This is a genomic window from Mesorhizobium sp. M1273 (assembly GCF_040318195.1).
GTDB lineage: Bacteria > Pseudomonadota > Alphaproteobacteria > Rhizobiales > Rhizobiaceae > Mesorhizobium.
Genome location: NZ_JAMYLV010000017.1, coordinates 31,922 through 44,589, shown reverse-complemented (window position 1 = coordinate 44,589; position 12,668 = coordinate 31,922). Strand labels below are relative to the sequence as shown.

At 63.3% G+C, this 12,668-nt stretch carries 11 protein-coding genes; 6 read left to right on the top strand and 5 right to left on the bottom strand.

All coding sequences use genetic code 11. From position 1 onward, the window contains the following. The first annotated feature begins 75 nt into the window (after window positions 1–75). The 5 genes from NKH30_RS19085 to NKH30_RS19065 all read left to right on the top strand — a co-directional run bounded on the left by NKH30_RS19085 (window position 76) and on the right by NKH30_RS19065 (window position 5,288). Window positions 76–1,458: an FAD-binding oxidoreductase gene (locus NKH30_RS19085; protein WP_352541563.1), complete on the top strand. Its 1,383-nt coding sequence runs from the start codon at window positions 76–78 to the stop codon at window positions 1,456–1,458. Between the two features lie 666 nt (window positions 1,459–2,124). Then, window positions 2,125–2,277 (top strand): hypothetical protein, encoded by a 153-nt coding sequence (locus NKH30_RS19080; RefSeq protein WP_352474399.1) that lies wholly within the window; start codon window positions 2,125–2,127, stop codon window positions 2,275–2,277. A 142-nt stretch (window positions 2,278–2,419) separates the two neighbouring features. Beyond that, window positions 2,420–3,400 (top strand): hypothetical protein, encoded by a 981-nt coding sequence (locus NKH30_RS19075; RefSeq protein WP_352771568.1) that lies wholly within the window; start codon window positions 2,420–2,422, stop codon window positions 3,398–3,400. Further along, complete coding sequence (locus NKH30_RS19070; protein WP_352541565.1) at window positions 3,400–4,434, top strand: hypothetical protein; 1,035 nt, start codon at window positions 3,400–3,402, stop codon at window positions 4,432–4,434. The genes NKH30_RS19075 and NKH30_RS19070 overlap by 1 nt, the downstream gene beginning before the upstream one ends. Window positions 4,435–4,547: 113 nt before the next feature. After that, the gene (locus NKH30_RS19065) at window positions 4,548–5,288 is read left to right on the top strand and encodes a gamma-glutamylcyclotransferase (RefSeq protein WP_352873252.1); all 741 of its coding nucleotides are present in this window, start codon (window positions 4,548–4,550) and stop codon (window positions 5,286–5,288) included. 112 nt (window positions 5,289–5,400) lie between these two features. Here the strand turns inward: NKH30_RS19065 and NKH30_RS19060 are convergent, their stop codons facing one another. From NKH30_RS19060 to NKH30_RS19040, 5 genes are all read right to left on the bottom strand, one after another. After that, complete coding sequence (locus NKH30_RS19060; RefSeq protein ID WP_352474404.1) at window positions 5,401–6,288, bottom strand: class I SAM-dependent methyltransferase; 888 nt, start codon at window positions 6,286–6,288, stop codon at window positions 5,401–5,403. Between the two features lie 188 nt (window positions 6,289–6,476). Continuing rightward, window positions 6,477–6,983, bottom strand: coding sequence for a hypothetical protein (locus NKH30_RS19055; RefSeq protein WP_352474406.1), 507 nt, complete (start codon window positions 6,981–6,983; stop codon window positions 6,477–6,479). Between the two features lie 14 nt (window positions 6,984–6,997). After that, window positions 6,998–8,047, bottom strand: coding sequence for a methyltransferase (locus NKH30_RS19050; RefSeq protein WP_352996584.1), 1,050 nt, complete (start codon window positions 8,045–8,047; stop codon window positions 6,998–7,000). Window positions 8,048–8,215: 168 nt separating this feature from the next. Next, complete coding sequence (locus tag NKH30_RS19045; RefSeq protein ID WP_352996582.1) at window positions 8,216–10,732, bottom strand: two-component system VirA-like sensor kinase; 2,517 nt, start codon at window positions 10,730–10,732, stop codon at window positions 8,216–8,218. Continuing rightward, entirely contained in the window at window positions 10,729–11,643 is a 915-nt protein-coding gene (locus tag NKH30_RS19040) for a cytochrome-c peroxidase (protein ID WP_352996580.1), read from the bottom strand. The genes NKH30_RS19045 and NKH30_RS19040 overlap by 4 nt, the downstream gene beginning before the upstream one ends. Window positions 11,644–11,876: 233 nt before the next feature. Between NKH30_RS19040 and NKH30_RS19035 the strand changes: the two genes are divergently transcribed. Beyond that, window positions 11,877–12,656 (top strand): response regulator, encoded by a 780-nt coding sequence (locus NKH30_RS19035; protein ID WP_352996578.1) that lies wholly within the window; start codon window positions 11,877–11,879, stop codon window positions 12,654–12,656. Window positions 12,657–12,668 lie beyond the last annotated feature (12 nt).

The window sequence follows — 12,668 nt, the reverse complement described above, 5'->3', positions numbered from 1 at the left end:
GACATTTGCGGGAACAGCGGACGGGATTAGCGTTTCATCGGCCGGCCGACAGGTCCAATAACAGGGAGGAATGTCATGAACGATGAAGACATCACCAAATTCGCAGCAAGCCTGCGAGGCGAAGTCATCCGCGCCGGCGACGCCCGCTATGACGAAGCCCGCAAGCTCTACAACGGCATGATCGACAAGCGGCCGCTGATCATCGCCCGCTGTGTCGACGTCGCCGATGTAATCACAGCGGTGAATTTCGGCCGCGACAACAATTTGCTGGTTGCGGTACGTGGCGGCGGCCATAATGGACCAGGATTGGGGAGCTGCGACGACGGTCTGGTGATCGACCTGTCGGCGATGAACGGCGTGCGCGTCGATCCGGATGCCCGCACGGCGCGGGTAGGCCCGGGCTGCACTCAGGGCGACCTCGACCATGCCACCCATGCCTTTGGCCTGGCCGTACCGGCGGGCATCATCTCGACCACCGGGGTCGCCGGACTGACGCTGAGCGGCGGCCATGGCTATCTGACGCGCAAATATGGCCTGACCATCGATAATCTGGTCGAGGCCGATGTCGTGCTTGCCGACGGAAGCTTCGTCACCGCCAGCAAGGAGCGGAACCCCAACCTGTTCTGGGCGCTTCGCGGCGGCGGCGGCAATTTCGGCATCGTCACCAGCTTTGTGTTCAGGCTCCACCGGGTCAGCATGGTCTTTGCGGGGCCGATCGCATGGGATCAGCGCCACGCCCGCACCATCATGCAGCATTATCGCGAGTTCCTGCCGAACGCGCCCGAAGAACTCGGGATCTTCCTCGGGCTCAAGACCGTCCTGTCGAGCGCACCCTTCCCAGAAGAGTTTTGGGGAAAGCGGATGTGTCTGCTGATGTGCTGCTACAACGGCCCGGAGGAAAAGGGCAGAGAGGCGCTGGCCCCGCTGCTCGATGCGCTGCCCGCGCCCTGGTTCAACTGGATGGGAACGATGCCCTATCCCGCGGTGCAGAGCATGTTCGATGGGCTCTACCCGAAGGGAATGCAGTGGTACTGGCGGGGCGATTTCGTCAAGACGCTGTCCGACGAGGCGATCGACGCCCATCTCGAGCAGGCGGCGAAGACGCCGAGCGAGCTATCGCTCATGCATCTCTACCCGATCGATGGTGCGGTCCATCGCGTCGGCAAAGACGAGACACCCTGGAATTACCGTGATGCGACCTGGTCGATGGTCATCGCCGGGATCGATCCGGACCCACAGAAAGCGGGCCCGGTGACGCGCTGGACCAAGGCCTACTGGGAGGCCGTGCATCCGTTCGATCTGGGTGGCGCCTACCTGAACTTCATGATGGATGACGAGGGCGATGCAAGGCTCAAGGCGGCTTATGGCGACAACTATGAGCGCCTGGCTACGCTGAAGAAGAAATACGACCCGAACAACCTCTTCCGGGTGAACCAAAACATTCGACCGGCTGCTTGACGGCGGCCCTCGTCAGACCGGCAAGCGTACCGGCCGGCCCAGCTAAGGCCCGGCCGGTACGATAGCTTGCCGGTCAGGACGCTCTGATCCAGACCAGCATCTCGCCGGAATCGTGGTGTCCCGGGCGAAATACGGCATGGTGACTTTTGCTGCCTCGACCGCCGGTGATTTTTCAAACGCCTCTTTCCTGTCAACAGCCGACAGCGTGACGACTCCGCGGGGCACGTTCGAGAGCTGACTACATTTGAAACCAGGCCAGACGACCGCCGAATGGCGTCCAATGAGCCATGCCGGGCTGCTTTTCAGGCTACCCCGCGTTTCTGATCGTGGTGGGCCGCGTACTGTCCATGCACAAGTCCGGACCTGTTTGGCGACACCCCATCATTGACTGGATCGTTCGCACATGATCGACAAAATGACCCGGAAATGACCGAGATACAAAGCTTTCCTTCAGTTGTGCATCAATAAGCCGCGACAATTTTTTAGCAATCTTTAGGCAAATTCTCAGGTTTATCGACAAACAGCAGACAATTCGGCAGCAGACAATTCGGCACAACGGTCTTTACTGGATTTATGTGGATGGCAATGCATCCCTACTTGACACCGGGACAAGCTGAAGAGCTATGCTGAACATCGGTCGCAAGTTTGCGCGGAGGGAATCTGTTCATGGATTTCATCGAGAGTTGGTTTGGTATTTCCCCTGACGGCGGCGACGGATCGACCGAAGCTCTCTACATACTTGCCGTTGTCGCAATATTGGCGCTCGCATTCCACAAGCACATCGTGCAGTTCGCGCGCGGTTTCTTCGCGCGGAAATAGCCCGCGTACCGTTCGAGCCCAGCTTTATTCGTCTGACCAGAGTACAAACGGCACCAGTCGTCTGACACGCCAATTCACTGTTGCCGCGCGAATCCCGTTGTTATCAGAGCGTTGCCCTGCGTTAGCTTCAGAGGGGAAGTCGATGCGAGGAATAGCGGCAATCCTGCGAGCACTGTTCTCCGCCTGGATTCCGGCACTGATCGAGATGGCTCGCCGTTTCTGTCGCCGGTGGCGGCTAGGGGGCGACCGCCGGGTCGACCAGAAAGGGTCCCGGGCGCATTGCGTACCGATCGATCACCCTGCTTTCTGCCGGCCTGACCCGCTGATCTACGATCAGTATTACCTGACCGGCCTTGGTCTCGCGGTCACCTGGGATAATCCCGATATCGAGCTACGCCAGGGTGGTGTGCCCGTTCCCGCCGGCAGGTTGCAGGCGGATACCGACTACGAGGTGCGGGTTCGCGTCTGGAACGCCTCCCCGGATGCCGTCGTCGTCAAGATGCCGGTCCATCTGTCCTATCTGTCGTTTGGCATCGGAACCGTGTCGAATCCGATAGCCACCAGGCCGGTCTCGGTCGGGGTGATCGGATCCGCCAGCCAGCCTGGGTTCGTCTCCTTCGACTGGCATACGCCGCGGCAAGCAGGTCACTATTGCCTGCAAGCTTTGCTCGACCCGGCCGATGACGCCAACTTCGCCAACAATCTCGGGCAAGAAAATACCGATGTCGGACTGGCCCAGTCGCCAGCAACATTTCAGTTCGAGTTGCGCAACGCTACCCGTCGGCCGCAGCGGTACCGGTTCACCGTCGATGCCTACACCATTCCGCCGCTCGGCCCCTGTCGCGACGACCGGCAGCCAACGGAAGAGACCGCCAAGGCGGAGCAAAAGCGCCGGTTGGCGGCACACTTGCCGTCAGCTCATCCCCTGCCGCCGGGCTGGAAGGTCGAGATTTCGCCTGACCTGCCGTCGCTGGCGCCGGGCGAACAGGTGACGATCACGGCGGTCGCTACGCCGCCGGACGGCTGGACCGGCCGGCAGGCCCTCAATCTGAATGCGTTTGACGAGGGTGACCGCGCCAGCGGCGGCGTCACCTTGACCGTCCTCAGCAGCTTGGAGCCGTGATGGCCACCGACGACAAATCCTGGACCAAGTGCACGACCGCCGACGAGGTGATTTCGGTCAACCAGTACATCAGCGCGGCGATTACCAGCGGCATATTCGCAGCCGTGATGGTCGTGGTGGTGGTCGCGATGGGCGAGCCGTGGTGCATACCGATCGCGCTGGTGGTGACTGAGATTGTGTGGATTCTCGCTTATTGCGACTGGTGGCTCAACAAACGGCTGGTTTGCCTGGGCGAGCCGGTGAGTATCGTCGGCATGGTCATCAGCATCGAGCCGCCGTCGGAAAAGACCTGGCCAGGAAGCCTGGACTCCGACTACAGCCTCAATTTGCTGCTGCCGAACAACCCGGTGGGCGTCTCCCAGGCCGTTGCCGCCGCCAGTGCCCCGTTCGGCTATCTGATGGCCGAAAACGCAATCACCTCCTCGCACGGCTTTCTGTTCACGGGGAACCCGGCGGAGGACAAGGTGACCGGAGTAAAGTCAGAGGCGCTGCATGTGGAGTTCGAAGGGGCATCGATCCATGACCTGCAGACCGTCAACATCCTCGCCCTGATCGCCGCCCTGGCAGCGCTGGCGCTATGCATGTCGGGCGTCGGCGCGGTCGTCGCCTACGTATTGGCGCTTCTCGCCTTGCTCGCTTCGCTGCTCGGCGCGGCCTTCAGCAGTTCGGACACCGCTAGTCCGAGCGATGCCGGCCTGCCTAGCATCGAGACCAACAAGGGCGACGGAACCGGAGCGACAATCCTGGGGGTGACCGGCCGGTGGGTCTATGATGCCGGACACATCCACGACAGCTTTCATGAAGGCCACAACGAACTGCATCCGGTCCAACAGGCCCAGATTCTGGGACGGCCATGGGACGGCGACTGGCCCGACGATATCGACGAAATCGTTCGAGGCTACCAGGACGGCTACGCGCAGTCCCAGGATCCGCTCACCAAGGCGCAACAGGCCCGGCCCGGCTCCCGGTGGTCGGTCCATCCCTATGTTGACGGCTGCAACGACACCGTCCGGCCAGATCAGCCTCCGCACTAAGCCAGTCAAGCTGTTGTACACGACAGTTCGAATCCTGATACCGCGCTGGTGTACTCGGCCCTTGAGAATCCTTCAGCCTTCGGCAACATGGCGGCAAGGCTGAGAGCATGAGGATGAGCAAGGTCATTTCCGCCGCATCACGGCGTTCGCCGCGCAAGACACCGATGGCGCTGACCGAGGCGCTGGTCGCCCGCACCTTGCGGGCGGTCGAGGATGCCGGGCCGACGCCGGGCATGGTCTACATGACCGATGCCGATTACGGGCGCATTCGCGACGAGGTGCTGGCCGCCGCGCCGGGCGGGCCGGTGAAGCTGTTCGCCTATGGCTCGCTGCTGTGGAAGCCGGCCGGCGAGGTCAGGGGTGGCGAACGGGCCGTGGCGACGGGCTGGCACCGTTCGTTCTGTTTTACAGTGCAGCGCTTCAGGGGCACGATCGAGCAGCCCGGCCTGATGATGGCGCTCGACCGCGGCGGCCAATGCCAGGGCATGGTGTTCGAGGTCGCCGAGCCCGTGGCGGCCAATCTCGAAACGCTGCTGCGCCGCGAGATGACCATCCTGCCGGCCGTCAACGTGCCGCGCTGGCTGCAGGTCAGGACAGGCGACGGCACGGGCCAAGCGCTTGGTTTCGTTGTCGATCCCGCCAATCCACGCTACGCTGGCAAGCTCGAAAAGCGAGCGATAGCGGCGACCCTGGCCACGGCCGTCGGCCATTGGGGTTCGGGCGCCGAATATCTGTTCGAGACCATTCGCCATCTCGACGCCTGCGGCATCCGCGACCGCAATCTCTGGCAGTTGCAGGAACTTGTGGCCGAGGAGATCGGTCGGGCGCTGCGATCGGGCTTCATTCGTCCCTGAGCCAGACCAGCATCTCGTCGGGCTCCCAGGCGAAATCGATGTTGCAGGTCGACGAGATGTCCCGCGCGCTCGCCGATGGCAGCATCGAGCATCGTGTGTCCTTCCTTCGGTTCTATGCCAGTGTGTTCGCCCATGCGCCGACAAAGGGCGGCAGCATGATGCACGTCTGCTGCTCGACAGCCTCGTTGCGCAGCCGCTCGGCGAGGGTATCGACTTCCACCTCGGCGGCGGTTGCGGTACCGACTGCCTCGGCCATCGGCAACAGGCTGCGCAACGTGCCGGCAATATAGTCGTAGATCGGCGAGTCGGGTCCGCTGCCGGCGAGGCCGGCGGAGTTCATCCGCGGCGCCGGCAGCCCTGCGCCGGCGAACACCATGGGCAGCCTGCCACCCATGTCGACCTCGAAACCCGCGCGCTCGATCGTGTCGATGATCCAGCCGCGGCATTTGCCGAACAGCGGCGCCTCTGGAAAACTGCGGGTGAGCGGCATCGCCATTTCCTGGACGGCGACGATGCCGCCAGGCCGCAGGAAACCGGCAAGCCTGCGCAGGGTTGCGGCCGGGTCGGGCAGATACATCAGGACAAGCCTGCCGATCACCGCATCGAAGCTCCCGTCGGGCGAGAATGTATCAAGCTCGGCCGTCGTGAAACGTGTCCAGTAACACTGGCCGGATTCAGTGGCGCGCCGCTCGGCAATGTCCACAGCCTCTGCCGAGCGATCGACACCAAGCACGCTTCCCGCCGGTCCGACCAGCCTTCCGGCCAGCAAGGAGACATCACCTACGCCGCAGCCAATGTCGAGCACGCGCATGCCGGGTCCTATGCCCGCACTGCGCAGGACATGCTCGGTAAGGTCGTGAATGAGCGCTCCCTGCAGCTCCAGGCGCTTGAATTCGCTTTGCGTGTAACCCAACGCATAGGGACGCGGATCCATGGGGCTCTGATCACGGCCGGTCTTCGGCGCATGTTCGGCAAGCAGATTGTACATGTTTGACTCCATGATCGATTTATCCGGGATTTGTGACCGCTGGGCAGCCTGATGACCGCCCGGGGCCCGACCGTCACCATCGGAGATCGGTGCTACAACGTGATTTCCGGAATCGGGAATTGCGTTACGACTGAAACAGGCGCCGTGCCTGGGGTACCGCGCAAGCGGAGAACCACCCTGCGCCCGGCGTTCGGACGCCACTATGATTTCGGCGCCCGCGGAACGAACACGATATGCGGCGTCTTCGGCGGACGACCGGGCGGCACATAGTCCGGAACCGGCGTATCGTCTGCCGGGAGCGAAAGCACATATCGGTGGATGGCGCGCAGGTCGGGCTCGCTCATGGCACGCAGGTTGAACCATGGCATGGGCGGGCGCGTCTCGATCGTGCGCGCGAACTGTACCCAGTCGTCCTCATCCATGGTCCGCAAAAATTGGCGAAGATTGGTCGGGTAAGTCGTACCCCACGGCCCGTTGAAGCCGAGCGAATCGCCGATCAGCCATCGATCCTGCGGAACGTTGCCGGCCTTCTCCAGGTACCCTGGCGTGTGGCAGTCGTTGCAGCCGCCGATTTTCACCAGGTATCGACCGTGCTCGATCGAAGCGGTCGCGGACGCCGCGCCGACCTCACCCTGGTTGAGCGTTGCGGCGGTGAATGCTGCGGCCAGGCCAAGGGCGGCAATTGCGATGAGAGCTCTTCGTGTCATCAGCTTCTCCGCTGCTATTTGATGCCGACGATCATCGAGTGAGGCCCGGCGAGATGCTCGCAGCGGACCTCCGCAAAGCCCGCCTCCCGCATCCAGCCCATGCCGTCGGCGCGCGTGTAGTCGAACCCGCCATTGGTGTTGACCAGCATGTTGAGGCTCATCAGCAGACCCGCAGCGTTGTCCCGTCGCTCGTCATCGATGATCTGGTCGTAGACGATGAGCACGCCTTGCTTCGGCAGCGCGGAATGGGCCTTTGCCAGCAGCGCGCGCTTCACCTCCAGGTTCCAGTCGTGCAGGATATGACCCATCACCAGCACGTCGGCAGAAGGCAGCGGCTCGGCAAGGAAGTCGCCGGGATAAAACCGAAGCCGGTCTGCAAGTGCGTGCCGCTCCACATAGGCCTCGAACACCGGCCGCATCGGCGGCAGGTCGAAACCGCCGCCGGTGAGATGCGGATGGGCGCGGCCGACCTCGACCGGAAGCCTGCCTTCGGCTGTGCCGATATCGATGAAGGTACAATAGTCCGCCCAGGGAAAATGCCGGGCGAGCGCCTCCGCCACCTGGAGGCTGCCGCCGGTCATCGCCTGCGCGAACATCTTTACCTTGTCCGGGTCCGAAAACAGCATGTCGAACAGATCTTCGCCGTCCTGGGTGCCGTTTTGCGGTTTGCCCGTCCTGAGCGCGTCGGTAAGCGAGCCCCAGTTCGCGTAAAGCAGCTGACCGGCCCTGGCGAGCATCCCGCCAACATAGGTCGACTTGTTGCGGTCAAGGTAGCGGTCAGTCACGGGCGTGTTGCAGTAGACGTTGCCCTCGCGCTCAAGCATGCGCAGCGCAACCAGCGCGTCGAAGAAATCCTGCGCTCCACGCTCATGCAGTCCGAGCCGGTTTCTCAGTGTTTGCCCTTCGAGGGGTCCCGCCGCCAACTCCGTGAAAAGGTCAAGTTCGACGGCGCTCAGCAACGTCTTCGATGCCCAGAAGCCGAGGCCGAGTTGCATAAGGCTTTCGGGCGACAGTTCTGCGACGTCATTCGCCTGTTTCGTTACCTCGGTGATGTTTGCGTCCATAAGATTTCTCCTTCCGCAAGAGACCATGACCTCCCAAAAAACCGGTTCCCGGTTTTTTGGGATTATGGTCTGGGCGCGGGAGGACCATCGACTGGCCCGGCTACGGGTCGATTTCAGCCAGATGGGATTTTGGTTACGATTGTAACGAAGAAATCCGGCCGGCCGTGATCAGCCTGAATGCAGATGGCGGGCGAGGCATTGTGCGACGGCGGCCGACAGCAGCGGCTTCTTGATGACTTCGCTTATGCCGGCCGCCGTCAGTTGGCGCGGCCGCAGCTGACGGCCGTAACCGGTCATCAGCACGACCGGAAGGTCGGGCCGGATCTTGTGCAACCGGCCGGAGAATTCGATCCCTGTCATGTCGGGCATGACCTCGTCCGTCAGCACCAGGTCGAAGCGTTCCGGATCGGTGCGGAATGCGCTGAGAGCCGCGGGGCTGCCGTCGAACCCGACCGGCTCGTAGCCGAGCGCGGCGAGCATTTCCTCCGCAAGTTGCATCAGCGGCGTGTCGTCGTCGACGACGAGGATCGTCTCACCGTTGCCATGCTTGACCGGCACCTCGGCGGCGTCGCTCTCGTCCTCGTTCTGGGTTGCTTCGGCGGCCTCGATCCGCGGAAAATAGATCTCGAAGGTCGTGCCTTCGCCGGGCTTGCTGTTCACGTCGACCGCGCCTCTGTGCGCTATGACGATGCCGTGCACCGTCGACAGGCCGAGCCCGGTGCCTTGCCCTGCCGGCTTGGTCGTGAAGAACGGCTCGAAGATACGCTCGAGCGTCGCCTGATCCATGCCGCTGCCGGTGTCCCTGACGGCAAGGCGGAGGTAGCGCCCGGCAGGCAGGTTGCCGTGCGATAGCATCCGCGCCTCGACGAATTCCGTCGTGTCGAGACCGATTTCCAATGCGCCGCGGTTGTTCATCGCCTGCGCCGCGTTGGTGCCGAGGTTCATCACCACCTGCTGAAGCTCGGTCGGATCGCCCATCATCGCCGCATCCGCGGCTGCAAGACGCGTCTGCACTGAAAGCGTGGCGGGGAACGAGGCGCGCAGCAGGTCGATCGCTTCGGCAACCACGGCTTCCGCCCGCAGCGCGTGATGCTGCCGCTCGTGACGACGGCCGAAGGCGAGGATCTGCTCGGTGACGTCCTGCGCCCGCCTGCCGGCCTGCATGATCTGCTGGACGTAGCGCCGCGCGCGCGACTCCTTCAGCAGCACCGCCAGCGCCATCTCGCTGTAACCAAGGACGGCACCGAGGATGTTGTTGAACTCGTGCGCTATGCCGCCGGCGAGCGTCCCGATCGCTTCCAGCCGTTGCGACTGATTGAGCCGCGCCTGCAGTGCCTCACGCTCGCGTTCGTTGTGCTCGCGCACGATGGCATTGGCGAAAATCTCGGCCGCGGTGCGCAGCAGTGCAATGTCGTCGTCGGCCCAATGCTTTTCGTGCGTGACGGTATCGAGAGCCAGAAAACCCAACCGCTCGCCGGCATGCCACATCGGTATGCACAGCCACGATCGAAACTGGTGTGCCTGCAGCGATGCCTTCTCCCGCCCCTCGGGAAGCTCGCCGACGCGGGGAACGTCGATGCAGCCCTGCCGCTCGTGGTCGGCCAGCGCCCAGCGTGAAGCCAGCTCGATCATGTCCCTCGACAGGCGGGCCGGCCTGCTCCCGCCCGGACGGCGATAGAAGTAGCCGCCGGAAGGATCGGCGATGTGGCTGACGAAAATCTGGGCGCCGTCGAGCCCGGCATGTTCGACCAGGCGCGCGAGGCCCTTGCTGATGCCGGCGCGGATGCGGTCACGCGGCAGATTGATGAACTGCGTGGAGATCGAGGCGATCAGGCCCTCGAATTCCAGCCGCTCGCGCAGGATCCGCGCGTTGCGGCGCAGGCGGGCGAACAGGTAGGCGACATAGCCGACGAGGCCCAACGCGGCGACATAAAGCAGCGTCTGGAACAGTTCGGCCCGCGCCGCGGCCCGCCCATGCGCACCGAGATAGACGTCCTGCAGCGCGCGAGCCCGCTCGCTCGTCGGCGCGGTCTGCAGGCGGGCGACGAGATCGTCGACCGCCGGAAGCCTGGTGACGATAAGCCGGCCGTGGGAGACGAGCGAGAGTACATCGCTTGCAGGCACGGCATCGACGGAGGGCCTTGCCAGCCGGTCGAGTGCGGCGTTTACTGCTTTTGCCGCATCCGGCTGGGGATCGCTGATAAACCGCGACATTGCGACCATCAGGGCTCCTATCTCGACCGCTCGAAGGCCGTCACCCTCGCTCGTGAGACGACCGCTCATATAGTTGAAAAAGTTCAGCGAGTTCTGCAGCAGCGCGTTATCGGACTTGAACCTCTCGACGAGCGCTTCCTCGTCGCGGATCGCGGCGATGACTTCGGCGATCCGCTTGTCGATGTCCGCCCGTGTTTCGCCGCTTGCTGCGTCGCGGGCAGCCGGCAGCGTCTGCGTCGCCTCATCCAGGTTCTCGATCGACCGCACAAGCGGATCGTAGCTGCGCAGCAGCCCCGCGCGTGCCCGCAACACATCGCGCTGCAGCGCGGCGTTATAGAGGATGACGGTCCTGAGCGCATCGAGCGTGCGCTCGTGGCGCGCCGCATCGGGAGCCGTGCCCTGCACCAGGAGGTAGGTCAGGGCGATGAGCAGGCAGGCAACGATCGGCGCCAGGATGCGTAGCGACTTCATTGCTGCAGACGATCGGCTGCGCTGGTCAACGGCCGGCCGCGATACTCGCCCGTCAGTGTCCCGAGGAATTCGACGATGAGATCGGCATCGCGCTGGTCGAGCTCCCGGCCGAGTTGGTTGCGCGCCATGATCTTCACCGCGTCTGCGAGCGATGCGGTGCGGCCATCGTGAAAATACGGCGCCGTCACCGCGACGTTGCGCAGGCTGGGAACGCGGAACACATGGCGGTCGCTCTCGGCGCCGGTAACGGCGAAGCGGCCGAGATCCGCCTTGGTCAGGGTCTTCTGGCGAGCGAAGGGATCCTGGAAGATGCCGAATTTCTGAAACAGATTGCCGCCTACGTTGGCGCCCTGGTGGCAGGCGACGCAGCCATACGCTTTGAACAATTGATAGCCGTGCTCTTCGTCGGTCGTGATGGCGTCGCGTTCGCCCTTGAGATAGCGGTCGAAACGGGCATCGGGCGTGATCAGCGACCGTTGAAAGACAACAAGCGCATCGAGCACGCTTGTCCGGTCGGGAATGGAGCCGTAGGCCCTCGCGAACCGCTGCGAATACTCAGCATTGGAGCGCAGCTTGGTCAGCAATTCCTCCCAGCTCGTATTCATCAGCCTGTCATCGAGCAGGGCTGCCTCGTTCTGCTCCTCGAAAGTGCGGAAATTGCCGCGCCAGTTCAGCCGAAAATCGTGCGCCGCATTGAAGACGGTCGGCGTGTTGAAATCGAGCGGCTTGCCATCCGCCGCCACGGAACGGGCCAGACCGTCGTCGCCGCTGAGATCGAGCCTGTGACAGGAACTGCAGGCGACGACATCGCCATGCGACAGGCGGGCATCGTTGAACAGGTTCTCGCCAAGCGCGATCTTCGCCCGGTCGGAGGGGCCGCTGGCCGTGATCGGTGCAATCGGCTCGCCCATCGGCGGGCCCGGCTGATTGCTCTGGGCCAACGCAAAAGGTGCCGCCATTGCCAGGCAAAGCGGAACAAAAAGCCCCGCCCGAACCTTACCAATCTGCTGATGTGCCATCGAGCGAGCCTGTGGCAGGGTGTGCGATCACGTAGATCATCGGCGTTCACCAATAAATCGCCGAAAATCGACGTTTAATAAAGCAACGGCTCGGTCACGAGTTCCATGCTTGCGGACGGTGCGAGATGTCAGCCGAACAAAACATTCGCCACGAACAGCAGTCGAAAGGCAGTATCGAGCAGCCAGCGGCGCCGAAGCATATCCTTGTCGTCGACGACGACCCCGAAATTCGCGATATGCTCACCAATTACCTGGAGAGCCAAAACTTCAGGGTCAGCACGGTCGCCGACAGCCAGGCCATGTCGCGCGTCCTCAATGAAAAGCCCGTAGACCTGATGATCCTCGACATGCGGCTTGCCGATGAGGACGGGTTCGACATCATGCGGCAACTCGGCAGTCCGCCGGAAGCGCCCATCATCATCATCACCGGCCACAGGTGCGACGAGGTGGATCGCGTCGTCGGCCTGGAACTCGGCGCCGACGACTACATCACCAAGCCCTTCGGCCTCAGGGAGCTGCTGGCGCGCATTCGCGCCGTGCTGCGGCGATCGCGGTCGACGCAGCCGCAGCCGCGCGGCAAGAAACCCATACGCTATCGTTTTGCCGGCTGGGAGCTCGACATGCGGATGCGGCGCCTAAGGTCGGCGGCGGGCGAGGCGACGCCGCTGACCGCCGGCGAGTTCAACCTGCTGGCAGCCTTCCTGAAATCGCCGCAGCAGATCCTGAGCCGCGAGCAGCTTCTCGCTGCCAGCCGCGTGCACGACGAAGAGGTGTTCGACCGCAGCATCGACGTGCAGATATTGCGGCTGCGCCGCAAGCTCGAGGTCAATCCGAGCGAGCCGAAGCTCATTGTTACGGAGCGTGGCGCCGGCTACATATTCGCGACTGCGGTCGAGGTACTTTGAGCCGCTGCCGCG

Bases quoted from the DNA above. Each gene is read 5' to 3' on its own strand.
- NKH30_RS19065 (WP_352873252.1), top strand. From the start codon at position 4,548: ATGAGCAAGGTCATTTCCGCCGCATCACGGCGTTCGCCGCGCAAGACA.
- NKH30_RS19035 (WP_352996578.1), top strand. From the start codon at position 11,877: ATGTCAGCCGAACAAAACATTCGCCACGAACAGCAGTCGAAAGGCAGT.
- NKH30_RS19060 (WP_352474404.1), bottom strand. From the start codon at position 6,288: ATGGAGTCAAACATGTACAATCTGCTTGCCGAACATGCGCCGAAGACC.
- NKH30_RS19075 (WP_352771568.1), top strand. From the start codon at position 2,420: ATGCGAGGAATAGCGGCAATCCTGCGAGCACTGTTCTCCGCCTGGATT.
- NKH30_RS19055 (WP_352474406.1), bottom strand. From the start codon at position 6,983: ATGACACGAAGAGCTCTCATCGCAATTGCCGCCCTTGGCCTGGCCGCA.
- NKH30_RS19080 (WP_352474399.1), top strand. From the start codon at position 2,125: ATGGATTTCATCGAGAGTTGGTTTGGTATTTCCCCTGACGGCGGCGAC.
- NKH30_RS19045 (WP_352996582.1), bottom strand. From the start codon at position 10,732: ATGAAGTCGCTACGCATCCTGGCGCCGATCGTTGCCTGCCTGCTCATC.
- NKH30_RS19050 (WP_352996584.1), bottom strand. From the start codon at position 8,047: ATGGACGCAAACATCACCGAGGTAACGAAACAGGCGAATGACGTCGCA.
- NKH30_RS19040 (WP_352996580.1), bottom strand. From the start codon at position 11,643: ATGGGCGAGCCGATTGCACCGATCACGGCCAGCGGCCCCTCCGACCGG.
- NKH30_RS19085 (WP_352541563.1), top strand. From the start codon at position 76: ATGAACGATGAAGACATCACCAAATTCGCAGCAAGCCTGCGAGGCGAA.
- NKH30_RS19070 (WP_352541565.1), top strand. From the start codon at position 3,400: ATGGCCACCGACGACAAATCCTGGACCAAGTGCACGACCGCCGACGAG.